Below are 22817 nucleotides of genomic sequence, written 5' to 3' on the forward strand. Positions count from 1 at the left end.
CCAAGGGTGCTCTATGAAAATCTTGATGGTTCTGACTTCTCACGATCAACTCGGCAACACCGGCAAGAAAACCGGCTTCTGGCTGGAAGAGTTCGCCGCGCCCTACTACGCCTTCAAGGATGCCGGCGCCGAAGTCACGCTGGTATCGCCTGCCGGCGGCCAGCCACCGCTCGATCCAAAAAGCGATGAGCCAAGCGCACAGACTGCCGAAACCGATCGCTTCCGCGCCGATCCGGCCGCGCAACAAGCATTGGCCACCACTGGCCGGTTGGCTGACGTGAAGGCTGAGGATTTCGATGCCGTGTTCTACCCAGGCGGCCACGGCCCGCTGTGGGATCTGGCTGAAGACAAGGCCTCGATCGCGCTGATCGAAGCCTTCGACCGCGCCAACAAACCTCACGGTTTTGTCTGCCACGCACCGGGCGTGTTGTTGCACGTGGTGCGCGCTGACGACCAGCCAATCGTCAAGGGCCGTGACGTCACCGGCTTCACTAACGCCGAAGAAGCGGCGGTCGGCCTGACTGACGTGGTGCCGTTCCTTATCGAAGACGAGTTCCAGCGTCTGGGCGGTCGCTATTCGAAAGTCGCCGACTGGCAGGTGCACGTGGTCGCTGACGGGCAACTGGTCACCGGCCAGAACCCGGCCAGCTCCGCCGCCGTTGCCGAAAAGCTGTTGAAGATGCTCGGCTGAATCCATCGCTCTACCCCGATCAACGCCGCGTGCGTACAGCCCGGCGTTGTTTTTTTGCCCAGTCACTAGTCGACTGGTCTAATCAGATTCAAGGCTTATTCCATGAACAATGCTTTCTTCACGCCCGCTAAATTGGGCAACCACACCCTGAAAAACCGCATCGTCCTGCCGCCCCTCACCCGCCAGCGCAGCACGCAACCGGGCAATGTCGCCAACGAGTTGATGGCCGAGTATTACCAGCAGCGCGCCGGTGCCGGTTTGCTGGTCACCGAAGGCACGCAGATCGAACCGCGCGGCCAAGGTTATGCGTGGACGCCGGGCATTCACACTGCGGAGCAGATTGCCGGTTGGCGCAAAGTCACCGAGGCGGTGCACGCCGTGGATGGCGTGATCTTCGCCCAGCTCTGGCATGTCGGTCGGGTCTCGCACACGGCGTTGCAGCCCAATGGCGATGCGCCGGTATCGGCCTCTGCGGTGGCCACGGATCGCGTCAGTGTGTTTATCGAAACCGCGCCCGGTGCCGGTGAACTGGTGCCGCCGTCCGCTCCGCGCGCGTTGAGCACCGATGAAGTCCAGGAACTGATTCAGCTGTATATCCAAGCTGCACGCAACGCGATGGAAGCGGGTTTCGATGGCATCGAACTGCATTGCGCCAACGGGTATCTGGTCAACCAGTTCATCTCCGCCCACAGCAACCTGCGCACCGATCAGTACGGCGGCTCGCTGGACAATCGCTTGCGCTTCTTGCGCGAAGTGGTGGCCGGCGTTGCCGAATGCATCGGCAAGGACAAAGTCGGCGTGCGGTTTGCGCCGCTGTTCAGCACCACCGATGAAGCGCGGACATATCTGGGCCTGGTCGAGGAAGATCCGCACAGCACTTACATTGCAGCGATCAAGATTCTTGAAGACGTCGGCATCGCCTACCTGTCGATCGCCGAAGCCGACTGGGAAAACGCGCCAGCGATGCCGCAGACCTTTCGCCAGGCGGTGCGCGACACTTTCAGTGGCGCGATCATTTATGCCGGACGCTACAACGCCAACACCGGGGCGCAGTTGCTCGAGTCGGGGCTGGCGGATCTGGTCGCGTTTGGCCGGCCCTTCATGGCCAACCCGGACCTACCGGCGCGGATTGCCAATGACTGGCCGTTGAATCAGTTGAACCCGGCGACGGTGTATGGCGGCGGTGCCGAGGGTTATATCGACTATCCGACCTACCCTGGCTGACAACCCAACACAAATCCCTTGTGGGAGCGAGCCTGCTCGCGATAGCGGTGTGTCAGCCGATGAATATGCAAGCTGGCCCACCGCCTTCGGAAGCAAGCCCCCTTCCACATTGGTTCTATGGTGGAACAAGGATCAGTGGTACACCTCGCCATCCCTGTGGGAGCGGGCTTGCTCGCGAAGGCGTCCTGTCAGCCGATGAATATGCAAGCTGACCCACCGCTTTCGGGAGCAAGCCCCCTCCCACATTGGTTCTGTGGTGGATCAAGAATCAGGTGGTACACCCGCCATCCCTGTGGGAGCAAGCCCCTTGCCACACTGAGACTTCAGTCTAGTGGTGAAAACCTATACATAGCAAACAATCTGTATAACTATTGGCGTTCGAATCGCCAACCGGACTTCGCTCCATGCCCTCTGCCCACCGCTTGCTCCTGATCCTCGGTGACCAGCTGTCATTCGACCTGGCCTCCCTGCAGCCACTCGATCCCCAACAAGACCTGCTGCTGATGGTCGAGGTCATGGAGGAAGCAACCCACGTCGCTCATCATCCACAAAAATTGCTTTGATCTTCAGCGCCATGCGCCACTTTGCAGAGTCGTTGCGCGATAAAGGCTACCGCGTCCAATACGTCACCCTCGACGAACCGGACAACAGCGGTTCAATCCCCGGCGAATTGCAGCGCTGGCAAACCCTCACTGGTGCCGACGAGATCCACATCACCGAATGCGGCGACTGGCGCCTTGAGCAGTCAATCAAAGATTCGGGCTTGCCCGTGCACTGGCATTCAGACAGCCGTTTCCTCTGCTCCCGCGAAGAATTCTCCAATTGGGCCAGCGGCAAGAAACAGCTGCGCATGGAATTCTTCTACCGCGAGATGCGGCGCAAGAGTCGGCTGCTGCTCAATGGCGACGGCACGCCAGTCGGCGGTGCGTGGAATTTCGATGCGGAGAATCGCAAGGCGCTGCCCAAACACGCCAAACCGCCCTACCCGGCACGTTTCGCCAATGACGCAATCACCCAAGAGGTGCTGGCGTTGGTCAGCAAACGCTTCGCCACGCATTACGGCACGCTGGATGACTTCAACTACCCGTTGACCCACGCCGATGCCCAGGCCCTGTGGCAGTACTTTCTCGACTACGCGCTGGCCGGATTCGGCGATTACCAGGACGCCATGGCCAGCGACGAACCGTTTCTGTTTCACGCACGGATCAGCGCGGCGCTGAACATCGGCCTGCTCGATTTGCGTCAGCTGTGCAGCGATGTCGAGGCGGCGTACTGGTCGGGGAGCATCGGCCTCAATGCTGCCGAAGGCTTCATTCGGCAGTTGATCGGCTGGCGTGAATACGTGCGCGGTGTGTACTGGCTGAAGATGCCGGACTACGCTGAGGGCAATGTGTTTGGTAACACGCGTTCGCTGCCGGAGTTCTACTGGACGGGTGACACGCAGATGAACTGCATGCGCCAGGCCATCGGCCAAAGCCTGCGACATGCTTATGCTCACCACATTCAGCGGCTGATGGTCACCGGCAACTTTGCCTTGCTCGCCGGGATTGCGCCGAAGGAAATCTGTGAGTGGTATCTGGCGATCTACATGGACGCCTTCGACTGGGTCGAACTGCCCAACACCCTTGGCATGGTCATGCACGCCGACGGCGGTTATCTCGGCTCCAAGCCTTACTGCGCCAGCGGCCAGTACATCAATCGGATGTCGGATTACTGCGGCGACTGCGCCTACAAGGTCAAGGAAAGCAGCGCGGACGATGCCTGCCCGTTCAACGCGCTGTACTGGCATTTCCTCATGCGCCACGGCGATATCCTGCGCGGCAATCAGCGCATGGGCATGATGTACAAGAACCTCGACCGCATGCCGTTGGCCAAGCAGGATGCCCTGTGGCAACGCGGGCAGATGCTGTTGGCGAAACTGGAAAGCGGCGAAGCTTTCTAGTTCGCCTCAGCGTGTCCGGCCAAACCGTTGCGCCCCGCCTCTTTCGCACGATAGAGCGCCTGATCGGTGGTCTCGATCATCGCGGATATGGTCTCCAGACTTGAGCCCGCGCCCACCGCGATACCAATACTCACCGTCACCCGCCCGAACGGACTGCCCGGATGGGCAATATGGGCCTGCTGCAAACGCTCGAGCATCAGTTGCGCCACCACCGTCGCCCCGACGCTATCAGTGGCCGGCATGATCACCGCCATTTCCTCGCCACCGTAGCGCGCAACCAGATCCGACGGCCGTCGCACGCAGCTTTCAAGGACCTTGCTGACCGCTTGCAGACAAGCATCACCGGCGACATGGCCCAAGGCATCGTTGAACAATTTGAAGTGATCGATATCGATCATCAGCAGGGCCAGCGAGGTCCCGTCACGCTGCGCCCGCCGCGCTTCCACCGCCAGCGTCTCATCGAAACAGCGGCGGTTGGCCAAACCGGTGAGCGCGTCTTTCATCGCCAGCAATTCCAGCTGTCGATTGGACGCGAGCAACTGCTGCTGGGCATCGCGCAACGCCTCCTCGGCTGCCGTACGTCGGCGAATATCGAGGATCAGGAACCAGCCGATCAACCCGGTCAGCCCCAGCAGCCCGACGACCACCACCGCCGACAATCCCGCTTCGATGCGCCACGCCGCCAGTGCTTCATCCTTGCCCAGGGCCACGGTGGTGATCAGCGGCAGGGTTTCACTTTTACGGAACGCGTACAGCCGCTCGACGCCGTCGAGGCTGGAGGTGTACGAGGCGGTACCGACCGAGCGGTCGACCAGGTATTTCGCGTAGATCGGCGATTTGGAGAAGTTGCGCCCCATGTCCTGCTCGCGGAACGGGTAGCGCACCAGCAGCGTGCCATCGGTGTACGACAGACCGATCGCGCCGTCCTGGCCAACGTCGAGTTTGCCGAACACCCGCAGGAAGTTTTCCACTCCCAACGTCACCGCGACCACCCCGGCGAACTGGCCAGCGTCGTCATTGAAACGACGGCTGATGGTCACCACCCATTCGTGATTGGCACGGCTCTGGATCGGCGGGCCAATGAACGATTCGCGGCTCGGATCGTCACGGTGGTGCTTGAAATAGGCGCGGTCGCTGCTGTTCGCGCCTGCCGGAATCGGCCGGTTGGAGGACATCAACCAGTGCCCGTGCCGGTCGTAAATGGTGATGCCGCTGAGCTGCGGCATCAATGACTGCTGGCTGTCGATCAGGGTCTTGATGCGCTGAATCTGCGCCGGTCCATCGCCTTCGGCTTCGAGACGCTCGACCAGCCCCAGCAAGAGCAACGAGCTTTGCCGGACGATGCCTTCGGTGTAGGTGTTGAGCGCCTGGGTCAGGTTCAGGCCATGCACGTCGACCTCGGCCAGCGCACGCTCGCGCGAAGACCAGACTTTCCAGATGGTCAGCGAAGTCAGGGAACAGCCAATCACCAGCAGCAGGAGCATTACAAGGCGAGTATCACGCTTCACGTCAGTACCTTAAGGAAGTCCGGGTTCCCTTCCAGCCATCATTCGAACGTCGGCACTCACGGCGGCCACGTGTTCCGGGGCGCAAGCATACAAGCAGTCTCAAGCGGCTGCAGCAACAGAGTGTGCAGGGCTAAGCGGCGGGTGCAGCCGGTTGGAGAATCTCCACGAGGAAATCGATGAACACGTTGATCCGGCTCGAACCCCGGTGATTGGGCAAGTACAACGCGTTGATGCAACTGCTGGCGCTGCCGGGGTTGACTTCATAGTGTTCAAGCAAGCGCGTCAGGCGTCCGGCGGCGACGTCGTCGCGCACCAGCCAGTCGGCCAGCAGCGTCACCCCGCCACCGCCGATTGCGGCTTCGCGCAGGATGTCGGCGTTGTTGCTCTGCAGGCGACCCTGGACGTTGAGCTGGATCGGCTCTTCGTCGCCCTGAAAGGTCCAGTGGTGATGGCTGCCGCCGTAATCGAAACGCAGGCATTGGTGCTCAAGCAGATCCCGCGGGTGCTCCAGTACGCCACTGCGCGCGAGGTAATCGGGGCTGGCGACGACCCAGCGCTGGAATTGGCCGACGCGTTTGCTGACGATGTCCTCGCTGACCACTGTCGAGCCGAGGCGCACCGAAACGTCGATCTGTTCGCTGAGCAAATCGCTGACCTGATCACTCAGCGACAGGCTGATCTCCAGCCCCGGATGGCGCTCGAGCAAGCGACTCAGGTGCGGCGCAATCAGCCTGCGGCCGAATTCCACCGGCACGCTGATGCGCAAGCGGCCCTGGGCATCACTGCCACGATCGGCAACTACCGCATCGGCTTCGTCGATGGCATCGAGAATGGCCACGGCCTTCTCGAAATAGGTCTGGCCGGCGACGGTCACGCTGGTGTTGCGCGTGGTGCGATTGAGCAGGCTGGCACCCAACTCGTTTTCCAGCCCCGCCACTTGCCGTGTCACCGAAGACGTCGAAATCCCAAGCTTGCGCGCCGCCGAGGAATAGCCCCCGCAGCGCACGGTTTCCACAAACATCTTCAAGGCCAGCAACTTGTCCATAAGCGGGATCCGGTGGTGAGGGAACGCCGCTGATTGTGCATCAGCGCTCGCCACACGTCTTGTATCGTCGTGCTTGGGGGCGCCGGGCGCGGTAAACAATTCCATCTCGAAGGACCTCACTTTGTCGGAACGGGCTTGCCCGCGAAGGCGTCCCGTCAGTCGAAAAATCTGTGCGCTGCCCCACCGCTTTCGGGAGCAAGCCCCCTCCCACAATGGGTTTGTGGTGGGTCAGCGATCAACCGGTGTACCCACAATCCCTGTGGGAGCGGGCTTGCCCGCGAAGGCGCCCCGTCAGTCGAAAAATCTGTGCGCTGCCTCACCACCTTCGGGAGCAAGCCCCCTCCCACAATGGTTTTGTGGTGGGGCAGCAATCACCCGGTGTACCCACAATCCCTGTGGGAGCGGGCTTGCCCGCGAAGGCGCCCCGTCAGTCGAAAAATCTGCGGCTGCCCCACCGCTTTCGGGAGCAAGCCCCCTCCCACAATGGGTTTGTGGTGGGTCAGCGATCACCCGGTGTACCCACAATCCCTGTGGGAGCGGGCTTGCCCGCGAAGGCGCCCCGTCAGTCGAAAAATCTGTGCGCTGCCCCACCACTTTCGGGAGCAAGCCCCCTCCCACAATGGTTTTGTGGTGGGTCAGCGATCACCCGGTGTACCCACAATCCCTGTGGGAGCGGGCTTGCCCGCGAAGGCGTCCCGTCAGTCGAAAAATCTGCGGCTGCCCCACCGCTTTCGGGAGCAAGCCCCCTCCCACAATGGGTTTGTGGTGGGTCAGCAATCACCCGATGTACCCACAATCCCTGTGGGAGCGGGCTTGCCCGCGAAGGCGTCCCGTCAGTCGAAAAATCTGTGCGCTGCCCCACCACTTTCGGGAGCGAGCCCCCTCCCACAATGGGTTTGTGGTGGGTCAGCGATCACCCGGTGTACCCACAATCCCTGTGGGAGCGGGCTTGCCCGCGAAGGCGTCCCGTCAGTCGAAAAATCTGTGCGCTGCCCCACCACTTTCGGGAGCAAGCCCCCTCCCACAATGGGTTTGTGGTGGGTCAGCAATCACCCGATGTACCCACAATCCCTGTGGGAGCGGGCTTGCTCGCGAAGGCGTGCCGTCAGCGAAATATGTGCGGGCTGCCCCACCGCTTTCGGGAGCAAGCCCCCTCCTACATTGGTTTTGTGGTGGGTCACCGATCACGCGGTTGCCCGCAATCCCCTGTGGGAGTGAGCCTGCTCGCGAAGGCGTCCCGTCAGTCGAAAATGTGCTGCCTGCCCCACCGCTTTCGGGAGCAAGCCCCCTCCCACATTGGTTTTGTGGTGGGTCACCGATCACGCGGTTGCCCGCAATCCCCTGTGGGAGTGAGCTTGCTCGCGAAAGCGGTCTCTCAGTGTCATATGTATTGGCTGACACTCCGCCATCGCGAGCAGGCTCACTCCTACAGTGGCTTTGTGTCGTTCTTGAGATTCAGCTGTGCTCAGCCTTGCGACCCAGGAACAACGCCAACGCCAGTGCCGGCAACACCGCCACGGCAACGGCCGAGAGGTTCCAGCCGAAGTGTTCGTACAGCGGGCTGGCGATCAGGGAGCCGAGGGCGCCGCCGACGAAGATGCTGGTCATGTACACCGCATTCAGGCGTGCGCGGCTGTGCGGGTCGAGGGCGTAGACCTCACGCTGGCCGAGGACCATGTTCAATTGCACGGCAAAATCCAGCAGCACCGCACACACCACCAGCCACACATAACCACTGCCCGGCAACGCGGCGATCAACAGCGACAGCGGCGCCAGCAGCAACGCCACTAAAGTACCGCGACGACCGTGCCCGGCATCGGCCAGACGTCCGGCAATCGGCGCGGCAATCGCACCCACCGCACCGACCAGCGCGAAGATTGCCACTTGCGCCTGGCTGAAACCGTGGTGACGCATCAGCTCAATCGGCGCGAGGGTCCAGAACAGGCTGAAACTGGCGAACAGCAAACCCTGATACAGCGAGCGCTGGCGCAACACAGGAAAGCGCCCGGCCAGGGCAAACACCGAACCAATCAACGCGACATAGGTGGCTTTGTGCGTCGGCACCCGGCGCGGCAGTGCCACAGCGGTAATCAGCGCGATCACCGCCATCAGTGCCGCCGCGCTGTAAAACACCCCGCGCCAGCCGAACACCTCGACCAACAGACTCGACAGCGGCCGCGACAGCAGAATCCCCAAGAGCAGGCCGCTCATGATATTGCCGACCACACGGCCACGGCTGGCTTCCGGTGCCAGGTGCGCGGCCAGCGGCACGAGGATCTGCACCGCCACCGAGGTCAGGCCGATCAGTAAAGAGAGCAGCAAAAACAGCGACGGCGAATGGGTCAGCCCGGCGCACAGCAGCGTCACGCTCGCGGCGAGGGTGAAACCGACCACCAGACGGCGGTTCTCCATCAGGTCAGCCAGCGGCACCAGCAGCAACAAGCCCAGCGCGTAACCGAACTGCGTCAGCGACACGATCAGACTGGCATTGGCGCTGGACAGGCCGATCTGCGGGGCGATCAGTTCGACAATGGGCTGCGCGTAATACAGGTTGGCGACGACCGCGCCGCAGCAAAATGCCAGAAACGCGACCATCAGGCCGGAGAGTGAAGCAGGCTGTTCGGCCGGGGCCGCAACGGCAGGGTTGCCCGTAAGCATGGTGACACCTCGTTGAGTTCGGGAATGTGCTGCCAAGGCTACGGTCGCCCGGCGGCCGCGAGAATCCGTGCCGCTGGCAACGCACTGATGCGTGGCGCGCAACGTTGCTTGTGGCGCAACGCGCTGTTGCGCGGGCCGGTGATTCTCCGCCGCAAACGTCTTCTCTACGCTTTGGCCCTGGCGCAGAAGTCCGCATCGGCGCCCTTCCCCGGCTGCTACAAGGAGCGTTTCCATGACCCGCACTGCACTCGTCCTGCCACTGCCCGCCGCGTTTTTCTGCCGACCATGAACAACCATCTGCTCAAGTCCAGAACCCTGTGGATCTGCGGCGCCGTGCTCGCGGTGATCGGCCTGATCGTCGCCGTCGCGCTGATGTGGCGCCCGGCGATCGCACCCATCAAACGCCTCACGTCATTCGATACTGCGCAATTGCAGCGCGGCGCGCGGGTGGTCGAGGCCGGCGACTGCGCGGTCTGCCACACTCGCCCCGGCGGCGAATACCTGGCCGGCGGGCTGCCGCTGGTGACGCCGTTCGGCACGCTGTACAGCACCAACATCACTCCGGATGAACAGACCGGCATCGGCGAATGGTCATTGCCGGCGTTTGAGCGGGCGATGCGCGAAGGCATTGCTCGCGACGGCCACTTTCTCTACCCGGCGTTCCCGTACGTGCATTACCGGCGCATGAGCTCCGAAGACATCGCCGACGCCTATGCCTACTTGATGAGCGGCCCCGCCGTACACGCCCCGGCGCGGCAGAACCAGATGAACTTCCCGATGAACATCCGCCCGCTGGTGTCGTTCTGGAATCTGCTGTTTCTGCATGGCGAGCCACTGACGCCGCTGGCCGAACACAGCGCGGCATGGAATCGCGGACGCTATCTGGTCGACGGCCCGGGCCACTGCGCCGGCTGCCATTCGCCGCTGAACCTGATCGGCGCGGAGAAATCCTCGCAATATCTGCAGGGCGGCAGCGTCGATGGCTGGGAAGCGCCGGCACTGGTCGGCCTCGGCCAACGCGCCGCTCCGTGGAATCGCGAGCAGTTGGCCGGCTACCTGCGCGCCGACGTGGTCGATGGCCACGGCACACCCGCCGGCCCGATGCGCCCGGTCAGCCTGAGTCTGGCGCGCTTGCCGGCCAGCGAAGCCGAGGCGATTGCCGACTACCTGCTGAGCCTGCAGAACCCGCACGCGGTGACTGAAACCACCGCGAAAAAGCCGTCGAGCAGTCCAGCGGATCACAGCACTGGCGCCCTGCTCTTCAGCAGTGGCTGCGCTGGCTGCCACGCAGCCGCCGCGCCGATGCGTGAAATCGACGGTCGCCCTGGCTTGCAGAGCACCTCGGCGCTGCAAGCGGCCAGCTCGCGCAACTTTCTCAAGACCGTACTCGAAGGCGTGCCCGCCATTCCCGGCGCACCCGGCCCGGTGATGCCGCCGTTCGCCGCCAGCCTCGACAACGCCCAGCTCGGTGCCCTCGCCGCGTATCTGCGCGAGCAAGCCAGACCCGATCAGCCATGGGCCGACCTCTCTTCCACTATCGAAGCGTTACGTCAGGAGACGAAATGAGCCAGATCACTCTCACCGTCAATGGAGCTGCCCAAGCGCTGGAGCTCGAACCGGACATGCCGCTGCTGTACGCGCTGCGTAATCACTTGAACCTCAACGGCGCCAAGTACGGCTGCGGCCTGGGCCAGTGCGGCGCGTGCACGGTGATCGTCGACGACCAGCCAGTGTTCGCCTGCCTGACACCGTGCGCCGGCCTTGAAGGGAAAAAGATCCGCACCGTGGAAAGCCTCGGCAGCGCTGAGAAGCCCGGCCCGTTGCAAGCGGCATTCATCGACAAGCAGGCCGCGCAATGCGGTTACTGCATCGCCGGCATGCTGATGCGCGCGCAGTCGTTGCTTGAGCGTGATCCGCACCCGGACGAACAAACCATCCGCGAGCACATGGCCGGCAATCTGTGCCGTTGCGGCACGCACTTGCGCATCATCGAGGCAATCAAACAGGTGGCCGGGCATGACGGGAGCCGGACATGAGCGAAGCAAACGGCTTGAACCCCAGCCGTCGGGCCTTCCTGCGTGGCGGCGCGTTGCTCATGGCTTTCACGCTGATGCCGGTAGCGCGGCGTGCCTTGGCCGACACCGAAGTCGACACCCTCGGCACGGTAGTGTTGGCCCCCGACCTTCCCGGCAGCCTGCGCACCAACCCTTACCTGGACGCGTGGATTCGCATCGGCGCCGACGGCATCACCGTGTACACCGGCAAGGTCGAACTGGGCACCGGGGTGAAAACCGCGTTGCTGCAAATTGCTGCCGAGCGTTTGCAGGTGCCGGCCAGCGCAATCAACTTGCTCACCGCCGACACCGCATTGACGCCCAACGAAGGCTACACCGCCGGCAGCCACAGTATTTTCGACAGTGGCACCGCGCTGTACAACGCTGCCGCCCAGGTGCGGGAAATGCTCGTCGAGGCTGCCGCGCGCAGCTGGCAAATCGAGGCTGCGCAACTGAGCACTCGCGACGGCATCATCCAAGGCCCCAGCAGGCAACGCATGGCGTATGCCGATGCGGTCAAGCATGTCGATGTGCACCAATACGCGAAAGCACAATCACCGACGATGGCGGCGGCCGACTTCAAACTCATCGGGCATAACCTGCCGCGTCTGGACATTCCGGCCAAGGTCAGCGGCGGCGCGGCGTTCGTGCAGGACATGCGCTTGCCGGGCATGCTGCATGCGCGGGTGATTCGCCCGCCGCGTCCCGGCTGCAAGCTTCAGGCGTTCGATGCCGCATCTATCGAGGCGCTCAACGGCGTGGTCAAGGTGATCCGCGACGGCAACTATCTGGCGGTGGTCGCCCGTGATGAATGGCACGCGATCAAGGCCATGCGCAGCGGCATCGAGAGTGCCAAGTGGAGTGGCGGCGAAGCGATTCCCGAAGCCGCCGATATTCACGATTTGCTCAAGCGCCTGCCGTCCAAGCGCTATCCGATCAGCAACAACGGCAATCCCGGCGGCGCGACCGAGACCCGCTTCAAAGCGCGGGTGACCAAGCAGTATCTGATGCACGGCTCGATCGGCCCGTCCTGTGCGGTGGCCTGGTTCAACGATGGCGTGCTCACGGTCTGGACCCACACCCAGGGCGTCTATCCGCTGCGCGCCGGCATCGCCGAAATGCTGCGGCTGCCGCCGGACCGCGTGCGCTGCATTCATACCGAAGGCTCGGGTTGCTACGGCCACAACGGCGCCGATGATGCCGCCGCCGATGCCGCGCTGATTGCCATGCGTCTGCCGGGCACGCCGGTCAGGGTGCAATGGATGCGCGAGCAGGAGAATCTCTGGGAACCGTACAGTTCGGCGATGGTTACCGAAGTCGACGCGAGCCTCAGTCAGGGCCGTTTGCAGGACTGGAACTACGAGCTGTGGACCACGCCGCACAATGAACGCATCGTCAATGCCGGGCGCTTGCTGCCGGCACGCCTGTTGGCGAAACCTTTCGCCTCGGCTCCGTCGGTGCCGATTGCCCAGCCCGAAGGTGACGGCGATCGAAATGCGCTGCCGCTGTACCAGCTGGGCGCGACGCGGATCAACATGAACTTCGTCACTACCATGCCCTTTCGCACTTCGGCCATGCGTTCACTGGGAGCGCACATCAACATCTTCGCCATAGAGGCGAGTATCGATGAGCTGGCGATCAAGGCCGGACTCGATCCAGTGGCGTTGCGTCTGGCCCATCTCAGCGATCCGCGTGCCCGTGCCGTGATCGAGCGCGTGCGCGACGAAATCGGCTGGCCACACAAGAGCAACGAGCCCGGCGCGGGGATCGGTTTCGCCTTCGCCCGCTACAAGAACATCATGGGTTACTGCGCCCTCGCGGTGAAACTGCGGGTGCATCCGCAGACCGGCGAGATTCGCGTGGATCATGTAGTCACGGCGGTCGACGTCGGCCAGATCGTCAGCCCCGATGGCCTGCGCAATCAGGTCGAGGGCGGTATCGTCCAGTCGGCCAGCTGGACGCTCTACGAAAAGGTCGCCTACGACTCCGGCGGCATTCGCAGCTACGACTGGAGCGGCTACCCGATTCTGCGCTTCACGCAATTGCCGAAAAAAGTCGATGTGCATCTGCTCGATCAACCGGGCGAACCGTTCCTCGGTGCTGCCGAAATTGTCCAAGGGCCAATGGCGGCCGCCCTCGGCAACGCGGTCAGCAATGCCACTGGCCGGCGCTGGCTGAATCTGCCGCTGACTCGCTCGACCCAACCCGCCTGAACCACGCCCGCGCTCGTCATGGACGGGCGCGGGCGCCGTTGCGTAGCGCGCAAAACTGCGTAGCGCCGGCCACGGATTATCAGCCCCGCCACGGCCGGTTAAGTTACCTGCACATCTTGCGGCACCTGGCTGCCGCACTTGAACCCTACTCATCGAAATCCGGAGCTACCCATGACCCGTCGCCTGTTCCAACCCATCGCCCTCGGCCCTTACACCCTTGCCCACCGCGTGGCGATGGCGCCCCTGACCCGCTCGCGTGCCGGCCAACCGGGCGACGTGCCGACCACGATGAACGCCGAGTACTACCGCCAACGCGCCAGTGCCGCGCTGATCATCACCGAGGCCACGCAGATTTCTCAGCAAGGTCAGGGCTATGCGTGGACCCCGGGGATCTACACCGATGCGCAAGTGCAGGCGTGGCGCGAAGTCAGCACGGCGGTGCACGCGGCCAACGGTTTGATTTTCATGCAGCTGTGGCACGTCGGCCGGGTCTCGCACCCAAGCTTTCAGCCTGACGCCGGTTTGCCGGTGGCGCCGAGCGCTTTGCCAGTGCCGGGCAAGACCTTTATTGTCGATGAACAAGGCAACGGCGTGTGGGGCGATGTGCCGGTGCCGCGCGCCCTCGAAACAGCGGAAATCGCCGACATCGTCGAAGATTATCGCCGCGCCGCGCGCAACGCGTTGAACGCCGGCATGGACGGCGTGGAAATTCATGCCGGCAACGGTTATCTGCTCGACCAGTTTCTCAACAGCAACAGCAACCAGCGTGATGACGCCTATGGCGGTAGCGTCGAGAACCGTGCGCGCTTTTTGCTCGAAGTGGTCGCCGCCGTGGCTGACGAAGTCGGCGCCGAGCGCGTCGGCGTGCGCCTGACGCCGATGGGCCGCTTCATGGGCATGGGTGATGACACGCCTGAAGCGACCTTCGGTTATCTGGTCGAAGCGCTCAACCAATGGAATCTGGCCTACCTGCATCTGGTCGAGCCGGCCATGGTCGGCACGGTCAAGGACGAAAACTTCGACCCGCGCTGGGACGCGATCATCGCCCAGCTGCGCCAGACCTGGAACGGCGTGCTGATTCTCGCCGGCGGTTACGACGCTCAATCCGCCGAACAGGCGCTGAATTCCGATCGCGCCGACATCATCGCCTTTGGCCGGCCATTCCTGGCCAACCCGGATCTGCCGCGTCGGCTGCACGATGGGCTTGAACTGAACACGCCGGATCCGAGCAGTTTCTTTGGCGGCGACCAGCGCGGTTACGTCGATTATCCGTTTCACGCCTGAGGCCCGCGCTTCATAACTTTTAAGGTTTGTTTAAGGACTTTAAATAAAGCCAGCGGCCAGACTTTGCCCATCGATCAGGAGAGCCGCCATGAACCCGCAATCGGTGAAGTCAGACCACCCCAACCAGCTCGCGCGCCCATTGGGCGCGCTGTCCGGCTGGCAGGAACGCCGCGCCAAGGCCTACATGCTGCACGATCTGAGCCGCAGCCTGCGCGTCAGCGAAATTGCCGAGCACTGCAATCTGTCGCGCAGTCACTTTTCCCGGGCGTTCAAGATCGTCACTGGCTGCTCGCCGCAGGAATGGATGCTGAAGATGAAGATCGACAAGGCCAAGGGACTTTTGCTGACCTCGATGGCGATTACCGAGATTGTTTATGAATGCGGATTTTCCGATCACTCGCACTTCACCCGCACGTTCGGGCGCTTGGTGGGGATGCCGCCGAAGGTCTGGCGCCAACTGATGTGCGGAGCGCGGGTGGCGCTGGTGGATGCGGATGTCTGGCAGCTCAGCGATGGGTTGCTGAATCCGACGATGGGCCAGCGCTTGACGGAACTGCGGCCCTGAGTCGGATTTCAAAGGGTTTTGTTCACTCCTCCCTTTTGGCCGCGATTTTTCGCGGCTTTTTTTTACCCGGTCTGCCAGACATCACTCAGCTACAAGTCAGGGGCTTTTGATCCTGGCGTCCGGCGCAAGCGGCAGTCTGAAGCAGATCCGCGCGCCCTCTTCGCTGTCTTCCACGCGCAACGTCCCGCCATGGGCGCCGATTACCGTTCGGCAAATCGCCAGGCCCATGCCCATGCCGCTGCCCTTGGTGGTGAAGAACGCATCGAAAATTTCTTCACGCTGATGCTCGGCGATCCCCGGCCCGTTGTCCTGAAAAGCCACGCAGACCTGGCCATCGCTGATCGTCGACTCAATCACCAAGCGCCCGTCAGTCATGCCCTGCCCAGCCATCGCCTCGAGTGCGTTGACGATCAGGTTGTAAATCACCTGCTGAATCTGTACCCGATCACCCAGCACCGGGTCAGGAGCGTTGAGTTGTGTGTGCACTTTCACTCGACGATTGTGCAAATCGCTGGCCGTCAGTTGCATGACCTCTGCAATCAACGCGTCAATCGACACCGGCAATCGTTGCAGCGGCGCCTGCCTGGCCAATGCACGCAAGGCCTGGACGATCTCGGTGGCCCGCGCGCTGTCGGAGCGGATGTCTTCCAGTCCCTGAATAGCCTCGTCGAGATCAGGCGTGTCGCGCTTGAGCCAGCGCAAACTGGCCGAAGCATTCGATGAAATGCCCAGCAGCGGCTGGCTGATTTCGTGGGCGATCGAGGCCGACAGTTCGCCCATCATTTTCAAGTGCGAGTTGCGCGCCAGTTCCGCCCGCGAGCTGCGCAAGTCGGCTTCCATCTGTGCACGCAAGCGGTTGTCTTCGACCAGTTGCGCGTAGAGCCGCGCGGTCTGCAGCGACACCGCTGCCTGCGAGGCGAGAATTTCCAGCATGGTCAGGCGTTCGGCGCTGAACAGCTTTGGTACCAGGCTGTTTTCCAGATACACCAGACCGATCAGCGCGCCCTGCTTGAGCAACGGCAGGCACATCAGCGAGCGCGTCTGCCGCTCGCGCAGGTCGGCGCTGTAGGCTTGCGGGCAGTCGGCGCGGGCATCGTCGAGCACGAGCGGCGTGCGCGTGCGCATGGTCGAATTGAGTACTGAAACCGGCGCGATCTGCTCCAGCGCGCGCTCGTTGTCCTGACTGACTCGCACGTTGCCCGCCTCGACATGCGCGGCGGCAGCCAGTTGCAACTCACCGTCGGCGACCAACAGCAACGCCCCCCGATCGGCGCCGGCCTGGATCATCAAGTGAGTCATCAAGGTTTCCACCAACCGATCGAGCAACACCTCTTGCGAGACCGCGCGCGCCGCTTCGATGCCGACTTCCAGATCAAGGCGTACCCGCGTCACCGGTGTGACCGTTTCCAAGGAATGCTCGCGGGCCAGAAAAGGATGCGCGGCTTCCAGTCGACGTGCCTTGGCCTCAGCGCCCCACAGCACATAACCGTCGCGGGCGACGCGCAGGTGATGATGCGTGCCGGAGACCAGACCGTTGCCCAGACACACCTCGGCCAGTTGTTCATGCGCCAGCGCCTGTTGATGGATAAATCCGGCAGCGGCCGCCGCGATTTGCGCTTGGTCGAAGCAGCGAATGGCGGCCAGCCCTTCGCCGCGCACGCGGGCCATCGCGCCTTCGATCAGCAGCAGTTTGTTGCTGAAGGTCGAAGGATTGAGCTCGACCCATGGCAGAAAACGCTGCCGTTGCTGCTCCAGTTTCTGCAGTTTTTCGGCAACAGAGCCCGGCGCCTCGGGACTGGCCAGTGCCAAGCTGTAGAACAGGTAGTAATGCGCCAAATCGATGTGCGCCGGCAGCGACCACGTCAATGCCTCGGCCGCTTCGAAACGGCGTAGTGCGTAACGCACATCGCCGAAATAGAACGCCGACATACCTGAGTACAACCACATCCAGAACAGTGTTGGCTGTGAGACGCGATCGCCCAGCGGGCCGAAGCAGTCATGTTCCAGAGCATCCAGCGCTGCGATCGAACGTGGCTCCCGCCCACTGCGCAAATCACTGGCAAACGCCTGTTGCGCCAGCAGAATGCGCTCGATGTCGATGTAGTGAAACTGCCGCACCCAACTCAGGCCGACGTCCAGCTCGTTCAACACGTTTGGCAGCGGCTCGCCCATGAACAGCAGATCGGAGCCGATATGGTTGCAGGCGTAACACGACATGCCCAGATCGCCGCCGGCCTGACCGCACTCAAACGCGGCGAAAGCCTTCTGCCGCGCGTAAGCCATCGGCCGGGTCCACGCGCTGACCTGATCCAGCGCCACCAGCGTGCCGGTGCGCCCCGCCTCATAGCCGTGCAGATCAGTCAGATCGAGCGCCAGTTCGGCGAAAGCAACACCGTCCAGATATTCGCCATAACGGTCGGCGATCATCACGCCGTACCAGGCAAAACCGTAGCCGCTGCTCGGCGTGGTGCCATGGAGCAAAGTCAGTTCGACCATCTTCGCCAGGTGCAGAAAAGCAATGTCGTCCTGCACGAAGAACGAGGCGATCAGCGTGCTCAGCAGTTCCATGGCCACTTCGATTCGCGGCTCGTTGGCTTTGGGCAACGCCGTCAACTCAGCGATCCGTCGCGCACCGACCAATTGCCGAACCCGTTCGAACGCTTCGCCCGGTTGCGCCTTCGATGGGTGTCGCTGCAGGTCGATGTCGAGCAACGCAAGACCGGCCAGCGCTTCGCCGATCGCGCCGTGGTAATCGGAATGCAAGGTGCGCAGGCTGGCGCGCAGGCGGTAGGTTTTCGCGCGGTCCAGCACGGTGGCAGCGTGTTCCAGGCAATCGTCGAGACGCTGCTGCGCGCCGGGCAGATCCGCCAGCAACATCGCGCAGTCGGCTGCCAGCCAGCGCGCCGCGAAGGCTTGCGGGTAGAGCTGCGTCCAGCCGTCGTCGCCAAGTAACACCTCGGCGCTGCGCAGATAATCCACGGCCTGCTCGACAGCGGCGCTATCGCGGGCGCGCTCGGCAGCTTCGAGCAATAACTGGATGAATTCAGCGCGTCGAGGCGCTTGCAGCGCATTGCCGGCGCTGCGCTGAATCTGACTGGCGATGTCGAAGACCCGCGCCTGCCGCTGCTCGCCGCATTGATCGAGCATGGCGGCGGCGATGCGCGCATGCTCAGCCGAACGCCCGGCCGGCGCGGTCAGCGCAGCGGCGGCTTCCAACACTCGATCGTGGGGAAACACCAGTTGGCCAGGCTCGCGCAGGAGAAACCCGGCGCTGACCAGATAATCCACGTCACGCAGCAATTGCGCCGGATCGTCGCCCAGCAAATCGCCCAACAGCGTTTCGTCACAGCGGCCACCGACGTAACCCGCGGTGCGCAACACTTCACGGGCACTGGCCGGCAGACGCAGCAAGCGTTGCACCATCAATTCGGCCACGTTGTCGGCGTAGCGATAGCCATCCACCTCCGCCTGATTCCACACCCAGCGGCGCATCTCAGCGTCGAAACGCAGCAGACGCTCATCCACCAGCGCGCGCGCCACCTGGCTGACGAACAACGGATTGCCGGCGGTTTTGAAGTGCACGACGCGGGCCAGCGCCTCGAGGTTGTCGACGTCAGCATCGAGTTCGACCGCCATCAGTTGCGCAACGGCCTGCACCGACAGCGGCCCTAATCCAAGGTCACTGACCGGCAGCGCGGGTGCTCTGCGCATCTCATCGAGCCAGCCGCCCGGATGCTCCGTCAACTCGCCCTCGCGATACGCCAGAACCAGCAGCAGATGCCGCGTCGGTCGGGCGATAAAGGCTTTGAGAAACGCCTGAGTCGAGTCGTCAGCCCACTGCAAATCGTCGATAAACAGCAGCAGCGGATGCCCCGGTTGCGCAAAGACTTCGAGCACATCGAGCAGCGCCCGATTGACCCGGTCGAGGGCGTGGCGCGCCGGCAGGTTCGGTAGTTCGGCGGTGGTGCCGATCAGCAGTTCGGCCTCCGGCATTAGGTCTACCAGCAAGCGGCCGCGGCCCTTGAGGGTTTCGCGTAATTGCTCGGTCAAGGCCTGCAAGGCCAGCGCGGGCCTGGCCAATACCTGGCTGATCAGTGACTGGAAAATCTGCGCCAGTGGCGCGAAAGGCCGTTCATTGTTCAGCAGTTCGATCTTGCCGCTGGCCCAATAACCGGGTGCCTGGCTACGCAGGACTTGCTGGATCAGCGTCGACTTCCCCGCTCCCGGTGCGCCGGCAACCAGCAGCACGCGAGCGATGCCGTCGCTGCGCACGCGCTGGATCTGTTCAAGCAGTTGCTGACGTTCGTCATCACGACCAAACAGCACATCGCCGCGCGTGGCCGTTGCGCGAGCATCGAAGGCACCCAGGCGGAACGCTTCGATCTGGCCTTTTTTCTGCCATTGGCGCAGGCACCAGGTCAGATCGGCGGCCAGCGATTCGATGCTTTGATAGCGCGCGTCCGGCTCCTTGGCCAGGCCCTTGAGCAGCACATGGCAAATGCCTTGCGGCAGGTCGTGTTGGTATTGCGCTGGCGACAATGGCTGGACGGCGGCGTGCACATGCAACCATTGCGAGGCGTCGCGAGCGATCAGCGGCGGGCGCCCGGTCAGCGCCTCGTAGAGGATTGCCGACAGCGCATAGACGTCGCTGCGCTCATCGCAATCGACGTTGTCGCGCTGCAGCTGTTCCGGCGCCAGATAAGGCCAGTGTTCCAGGCTCGGCAGTTCAGTCGCCGGCGTTTCCTGCGCGTGGGTGTGAAAGCCCATCAGCCTGACGCTGTCGTCGGCGCCGACTATCAGATGCCACGGCAACAGGGATCCATGTGGGAGCGAGCCCGCTCGCGAAAGCGGTGGGTCAGTCAAGGGTGATGTCGGCTGGAATGACGCTTTCGCGAGCAGGCTCGCTCCCACAGGGTTTTGCGGTGTTTCGGGATGCCGAGAGTGGGCCAGCGCATTGGCAGCCGCAACGGCGATATTCAGCACTCGCCCGAGTGGTAAGCCGGCTGCGTCGAACAGGCCAGCCAGCGGCGCGCCCCATTGCGGATAGATCAGCACCGGCCCGTCCGCCGAACGAAGCAGCGCGAGCGGGTTCATCACCCACTGCGAAGGCAGTTGCAAATGAAAGTCGCGCTCCAGCCGCTGGCACAGCGCCGGGCGCTGAATCGGTGCGCGCACGGCGAACCAGGTCTGGCCCGAGCGGCTGTCTTCAAGGCTGAACCAGGTCAGCTCATGGTCGCGGCGCAGCAGGCTGAAACGGCAAGTTTCCAGCCATGTTTCATCGAGCATCGACGCCTCGGCCGCGCGCGACATTGCAGATGAGGATGGCTGGCCGGGCATACACATTCACCGCTGGAAATGGGATTCGGGCTAGTGGCGAAGTATACGCAGCGTTTTTTTGCCAGAGGGCCAGCCGCTGCGCTGATGTCCGTCTGCGGCCTCAAGATGGCAGTCCAGAGCCTCGCGCCGCTGTTTTCGCGTTATGAAAGCGCGCGTCTTATCCCTCGGGATAATTGCTTTATGTCAGGCCGTCCCCTAGCGTACGAGCCTGATAACCCGGCGCCCGCGCCCTGTCCTTCTCACCGCGACGCAGAGGCCTGCATGATCCGACTTGGCCAAGCCACGATTTCCATGGAACGGCGCGAAGCCTTTCTCGATGGCCGGCCCTTGCGCATGGGCGGGCGGGCGTTCGAAATACTTTCGGTACTGATGCAGGCCGATGGGCGCATCGTCAGCAAGGACGAGCTGATCAATCAGGTGTGGCCGGACATCGTCGTCGAAGAGAACAATCTGCAGGTGCAGATTTCCTCGCTGCGCAAACTGCTCGGGGAAAAAGAAATCATCCAGACGGTTGCCCGTCGAGGTTACCGATTATTGAAAGACCGCGAACCCAAACTGCCCGTGTTCAACGCCTTGGCCTCGGCGCCGATTGCGGCGCAGCCACCGCCGGTCGATGCGCAATCGGTGCCGGTGTTCATCGTTGACGATGAGGCCTGCGTGCGTAGCGCGCTGAGCCGCTTGTTGCGCGCCGAAGGCATCGAGCACCGGATTTTCCAGTCCGCCGAAGAACTGCTCGAGGCCGACATCGCCAATGGCCCGGCGTGCCTGTTGCTCGACGTCAGCCTGCCCGAAACCACAGGCCTGCAATTGCAGGCGGCGCTGAATGAGCGCGGCCAGCCGTGGCCGGTGATTTTCATGACCGGCCACGGCACGATTCCGATGTCGGTGCAGGCGATGAAGGCTGGCGCGGTGGAATTTCTGACCAAGCCGTTCAACGACGATGAACTGCTCGACATTCTGCGCAGCACCCGTCAACACGCCGCAACTGCGTTCAATCAGTGGCAACGGGTTCAGCATGTGCGGCAATTGGCGGCGCAACTGACGCCGCGTGAGCGCGAGGTGCTGCCACTGATTGTCGGCGGTCTGTCGAACAAGCAGATCGCCAACCAATTGGGCACCAGTGAAGTGACCGCCAAGGTTCATCGCAAACACATCATGGCGAAGATGCAGACCCGCTCGCTGGTCAACCTCGTCGAACTCTATGGACTGATCAGCGCTGCGCCTTCGCCTGGCCCATCGAGCCTGTCGTGAGCGGCCCGGTGGGTCGCCCGACGGCGATCGAGAACACCCGACCGACGATTGTCTGCATCGTCGATGACGACGCGTCGGTGCGCAAAAGCCTGTCGAATCTGCTGCGTTCGGTCGGTTATCGCGCGCAGGTTTATGCCAGTGGCGAAGCGTTTCTCGCCGAAGCCGACTTCGCCGAAATCGCCTGCCTGCTGCTGGATCTGCGCATGCCCGGCCTGTCCGGCATCGATGTCATGCGCGAGCTGCCGCGACAGATTCCGGTGATCTGCATGTCCGCCCATTGGGACGAGGCGGCGCTGGCCGAAACCGGGCATTACCAGGCGTTCGAGTGCCTGTGCAAACCCTTCGAAGAAGAGGTTTTGCTAGCGGCACTCGACAAGGCCCTGCACCGCCAGCACTGATCGCTTCAGCTATCCTGCGTGGTTTCTTGCGAAGTCTCGATGATGGGTAACGACTCAGTCATCGAAGCGTGACAGACCGCCAGAATCTCATCGGCCAGCGCCGATTCGTCCGGGCACGCTCGCGACAGCATGATCGCCCCGACCGCCCGGGCCAGCAGGTCGATCATCCGGGTTCTGCCCTCACCTTGCGGCGCATCCACTGCGGTCGGGTATTTTTCGCCCAGGGTCTGCAATAAGCGCTCGATCCCCTCGGCAAACGCTGCCTTCACATCCCCCGACTGCCGCGCCGCATCGCCGCACAGCGCCGCCATGGTGCAACCGGTGGAACGGCCGTCGCGATGGTCGCGCGACACGTACACATCGATGAAGTCCTGCACGCTCATGGTTTCGGCGCTGGCGGTGGATTGCGCCAAGCTGTTGGCCGAGGCTTCGGCCATCAGGTCGGCCTTGGAACCGAAGTGTTTGTAGAAACCGCCGTGAGTAAAACCGGCGGCCGCCATCAGGTCAGCCACGCCGACCCCGTCATAACCGCGTTCGCGGAACATCACCGAAGCGGTTTCGACGATGTGCTCGCGATTGGCCTGAGCCTGAGCCTTGGATACGCGCATGTTGAATACCTCCAGCGCTGAAAAATCATGCGCCGATGA

General features: G+C 62.9%; 14 protein-coding genes and 1 pseudogene. 10 read left to right on the plus strand and 5 right to left on the minus strand.

What is annotated here, in order from left to right; all coding sequences use genetic code 11:
- The first annotated feature begins 13 nt into the window (after positions 1-13).
- The 3 genes and pseudogenes from ACMYUN_RS01105 to ACMYUN_RS01115 all read left to right on the plus strand — a co-directional run bounded on the left by ACMYUN_RS01105 (position 14) and on the right by ACMYUN_RS01115 (position 3857).
- Complete coding sequence (locus ACMYUN_RS01105) at positions 14-691, plus strand: type 1 glutamine amidotransferase domain-containing protein (RefSeq protein ID WP_415762491.1); 678 nt, start codon at positions 14-16, stop codon at positions 689-691.
- A 102-nt stretch (positions 692-793) separates the two neighbouring features.
- Positions 794-1915, plus strand: coding sequence for an alkene reductase (locus tag ACMYUN_RS01110; RefSeq protein WP_415762492.1), 1122 nt, complete (start codon positions 794-796; stop codon positions 1913-1915).
- Positions 1916-2319: 404 nt separating this feature from the next.
- Positions 2320-3857: pseudogene (locus tag ACMYUN_RS01115) on the plus strand (cryptochrome/photolyase family protein).
- Here ACMYUN_RS01115 and ACMYUN_RS01120 read toward each other — a convergent pair.
- The 3 genes from ACMYUN_RS01120 to ACMYUN_RS01130 form a co-directional block, all read right to left on the minus strand.
- Positions 3854-5365, minus strand: coding sequence for a diguanylate cyclase (locus ACMYUN_RS01120; protein WP_415762493.1), 1512 nt, complete (start codon positions 5363-5365; stop codon positions 3854-3856). The pseudogene ACMYUN_RS01115 and the gene ACMYUN_RS01120 overlap by 4 nt on opposite strands.
- Before the next feature lie 130 nt (positions 5366-5495).
- Positions 5496-6410 carry a LysR family transcriptional regulator gene (locus tag ACMYUN_RS01125; protein ID WP_129998727.1) on the minus strand — a complete coding sequence of 305 codons (915 nt, stop codon included), beginning with the start codon at positions 6408-6410 and terminating at the stop codon, positions 5496-5498.
- Positions 6411-7865: 1455 nt separating this feature from the next.
- The gene (locus ACMYUN_RS01130) at positions 7866-9068 is read right to left on the minus strand and encodes an MFS transporter (RefSeq protein ID WP_129998726.1); all 1203 of its coding nucleotides are present in this window, start codon (positions 9066-9068) and stop codon (positions 7866-7868) included.
- Between the two features lie 24 nt (positions 9069-9092).
- Here ACMYUN_RS01130 and ACMYUN_RS01135 point away from each other — a divergent pair, with 24 nt between their 5' ends.
- From ACMYUN_RS01135 to ACMYUN_RS01155, 5 genes are all read left to right on the plus strand, one after another.
- Positions 9093-10634, plus strand: a complete 1542-nt coding sequence (locus ACMYUN_RS01135; RefSeq protein WP_415762494.1) for a c-type cytochrome — start codon at positions 9093-9095, stop codon at positions 10632-10634.
- On the plus strand, positions 10631-11104 hold the full coding sequence (locus ACMYUN_RS01140) for a (2Fe-2S)-binding protein (RefSeq protein ID WP_415762495.1): 474 nt from the start codon (positions 10631-10633) through the stop codon (positions 11102-11104). The genes ACMYUN_RS01135 and ACMYUN_RS01140 overlap by 4 nt, the downstream gene beginning before the upstream one ends.
- The gene (locus ACMYUN_RS01145; protein ID WP_415762496.1) at positions 11101-13335 is read left to right on the plus strand and encodes a molybdopterin cofactor-binding domain-containing protein; all 2235 of its coding nucleotides are present in this window, start codon (positions 11101-11103) and stop codon (positions 13333-13335) included. The genes ACMYUN_RS01140 and ACMYUN_RS01145 overlap by 4 nt, the downstream gene beginning before the upstream one ends.
- Before the next feature lie 171 nt (positions 13336-13506).
- Positions 13507-14619 carry an alkene reductase gene (locus tag ACMYUN_RS01150; protein WP_039760595.1) on the plus strand — a complete coding sequence of 371 codons (1113 nt, stop codon included), beginning with the start codon at positions 13507-13509 and terminating at the stop codon, positions 14617-14619.
- A gap of 88 nt (positions 14620-14707) precedes the next feature.
- Entirely contained in the window at positions 14708-15184 is a 477-nt protein-coding gene (locus ACMYUN_RS01155; RefSeq protein WP_415762497.1) for a helix-turn-helix domain-containing protein, read from the plus strand.
- Positions 15185-15280: 96 nt separating this feature from the next.
- On the opposite strand, the gene ACMYUN_RS01160 is transcribed toward ACMYUN_RS01155, so the two are convergent.
- Complete coding sequence (locus ACMYUN_RS01160) at positions 15281-20470, minus strand: AAA family ATPase (RefSeq protein ID WP_415762498.1); 5190 nt, start codon at positions 20468-20470, stop codon at positions 15281-15283.
- 312 nt (positions 20471-20782) lie between these two features.
- Here ACMYUN_RS01160 and ACMYUN_RS01165 point away from each other — a divergent pair, with 312 nt between their 5' ends.
- Together ACMYUN_RS01165 and ACMYUN_RS01170 are read left to right on the plus strand one after the other, a co-directional pair.
- The gene (locus ACMYUN_RS01165) at positions 20783-21772 is read left to right on the plus strand and encodes a response regulator (RefSeq protein ID WP_415762499.1); all 990 of its coding nucleotides are present in this window, start codon (positions 20783-20785) and stop codon (positions 21770-21772) included.
- Entirely contained in the window at positions 21769-22170 is a 402-nt protein-coding gene (locus tag ACMYUN_RS01170) for a response regulator transcription factor (RefSeq protein WP_235374479.1), read from the plus strand. The genes ACMYUN_RS01165 and ACMYUN_RS01170 overlap by 4 nt, the downstream gene beginning before the upstream one ends.
- Positions 22171-22175: 5 nt before the next feature.
- Here the strand turns inward: ACMYUN_RS01170 and ACMYUN_RS01175 are convergent, their stop codons facing one another.
- Positions 22176-22778 carry a TetR/AcrR family transcriptional regulator gene (locus ACMYUN_RS01175; RefSeq protein ID WP_039760636.1) on the minus strand — a complete coding sequence of 201 codons (603 nt, stop codon included), beginning with the start codon at positions 22776-22778 and terminating at the stop codon, positions 22176-22178.
- Between the last annotated feature and the right edge of the window lie 39 nt (positions 22779-22817).

It is taken from the genome of Pseudomonas sp. CP4 (genome assembly GCF_047758505.1).
Classification (GTDB): Bacteria; Pseudomonadota; Gammaproteobacteria; order Pseudomonadales; family Pseudomonadaceae; genus Aquipseudomonas; species Aquipseudomonas fluorescens_AO.

Bases quoted from the DNA above. Each gene is read 5' to 3' on its own strand.
- ACMYUN_RS01105 (WP_415762491.1), top strand. From the start codon at position 14: ATGAAAATCTTGATGGTTCTGACTTCTCACGATCAACTCGGCAACACC.
- ACMYUN_RS01110 (WP_415762492.1), top strand. From the start codon at position 794: ATGAACAATGCTTTCTTCACGCCCGCTAAATTGGGCAACCACACCCTG.
- ACMYUN_RS01125 (WP_129998727.1), bottom strand. From the start codon at position 6,410: ATGGACAAGTTGCTGGCCTTGAAGATGTTTGTGGAAACCGTGCGCTGC.
- ACMYUN_RS01130 (WP_129998726.1), bottom strand. From the start codon at position 9,068: ATGCTTACGGGCAACCCTGCCGTTGCGGCCCCGGCCGAACAGCCTGCT.
- ACMYUN_RS01135 (WP_415762494.1), top strand. From the start codon at position 9,093: ATGTGCTGCCAAGGCTACGGTCGCCCGGCGGCCGCGAGAATCCGTGCC.
- ACMYUN_RS01140 (WP_415762495.1), top strand. From the start codon at position 10,631: ATGAGCCAGATCACTCTCACCGTCAATGGAGCTGCCCAAGCGCTGGAG.
- ACMYUN_RS01145 (WP_415762496.1), top strand. From the start codon at position 11,101: ATGAGCGAAGCAAACGGCTTGAACCCCAGCCGTCGGGCCTTCCTGCGT.
- ACMYUN_RS01150 (WP_039760595.1), top strand. From the start codon at position 13,507: ATGACCCGTCGCCTGTTCCAACCCATCGCCCTCGGCCCTTACACCCTT.
- ACMYUN_RS01155 (WP_415762497.1), top strand. From the start codon at position 14,708: ATGAACCCGCAATCGGTGAAGTCAGACCACCCCAACCAGCTCGCGCGC.
- ACMYUN_RS01160 (WP_415762498.1), bottom strand. From the start codon at position 20,470: ATGCTCGATGAAACATGGCTGGAAACTTGCCGTTTCAGCCTGCTGCGC.
- ACMYUN_RS01165 (WP_415762499.1), top strand. From the start codon at position 20,783: ATGATCCGACTTGGCCAAGCCACGATTTCCATGGAACGGCGCGAAGCC.
- ACMYUN_RS01175 (WP_039760636.1), bottom strand. From the start codon at position 22,778: ATGCGCGTATCCAAGGCTCAGGCTCAGGCCAATCGCGAGCACATCGTC.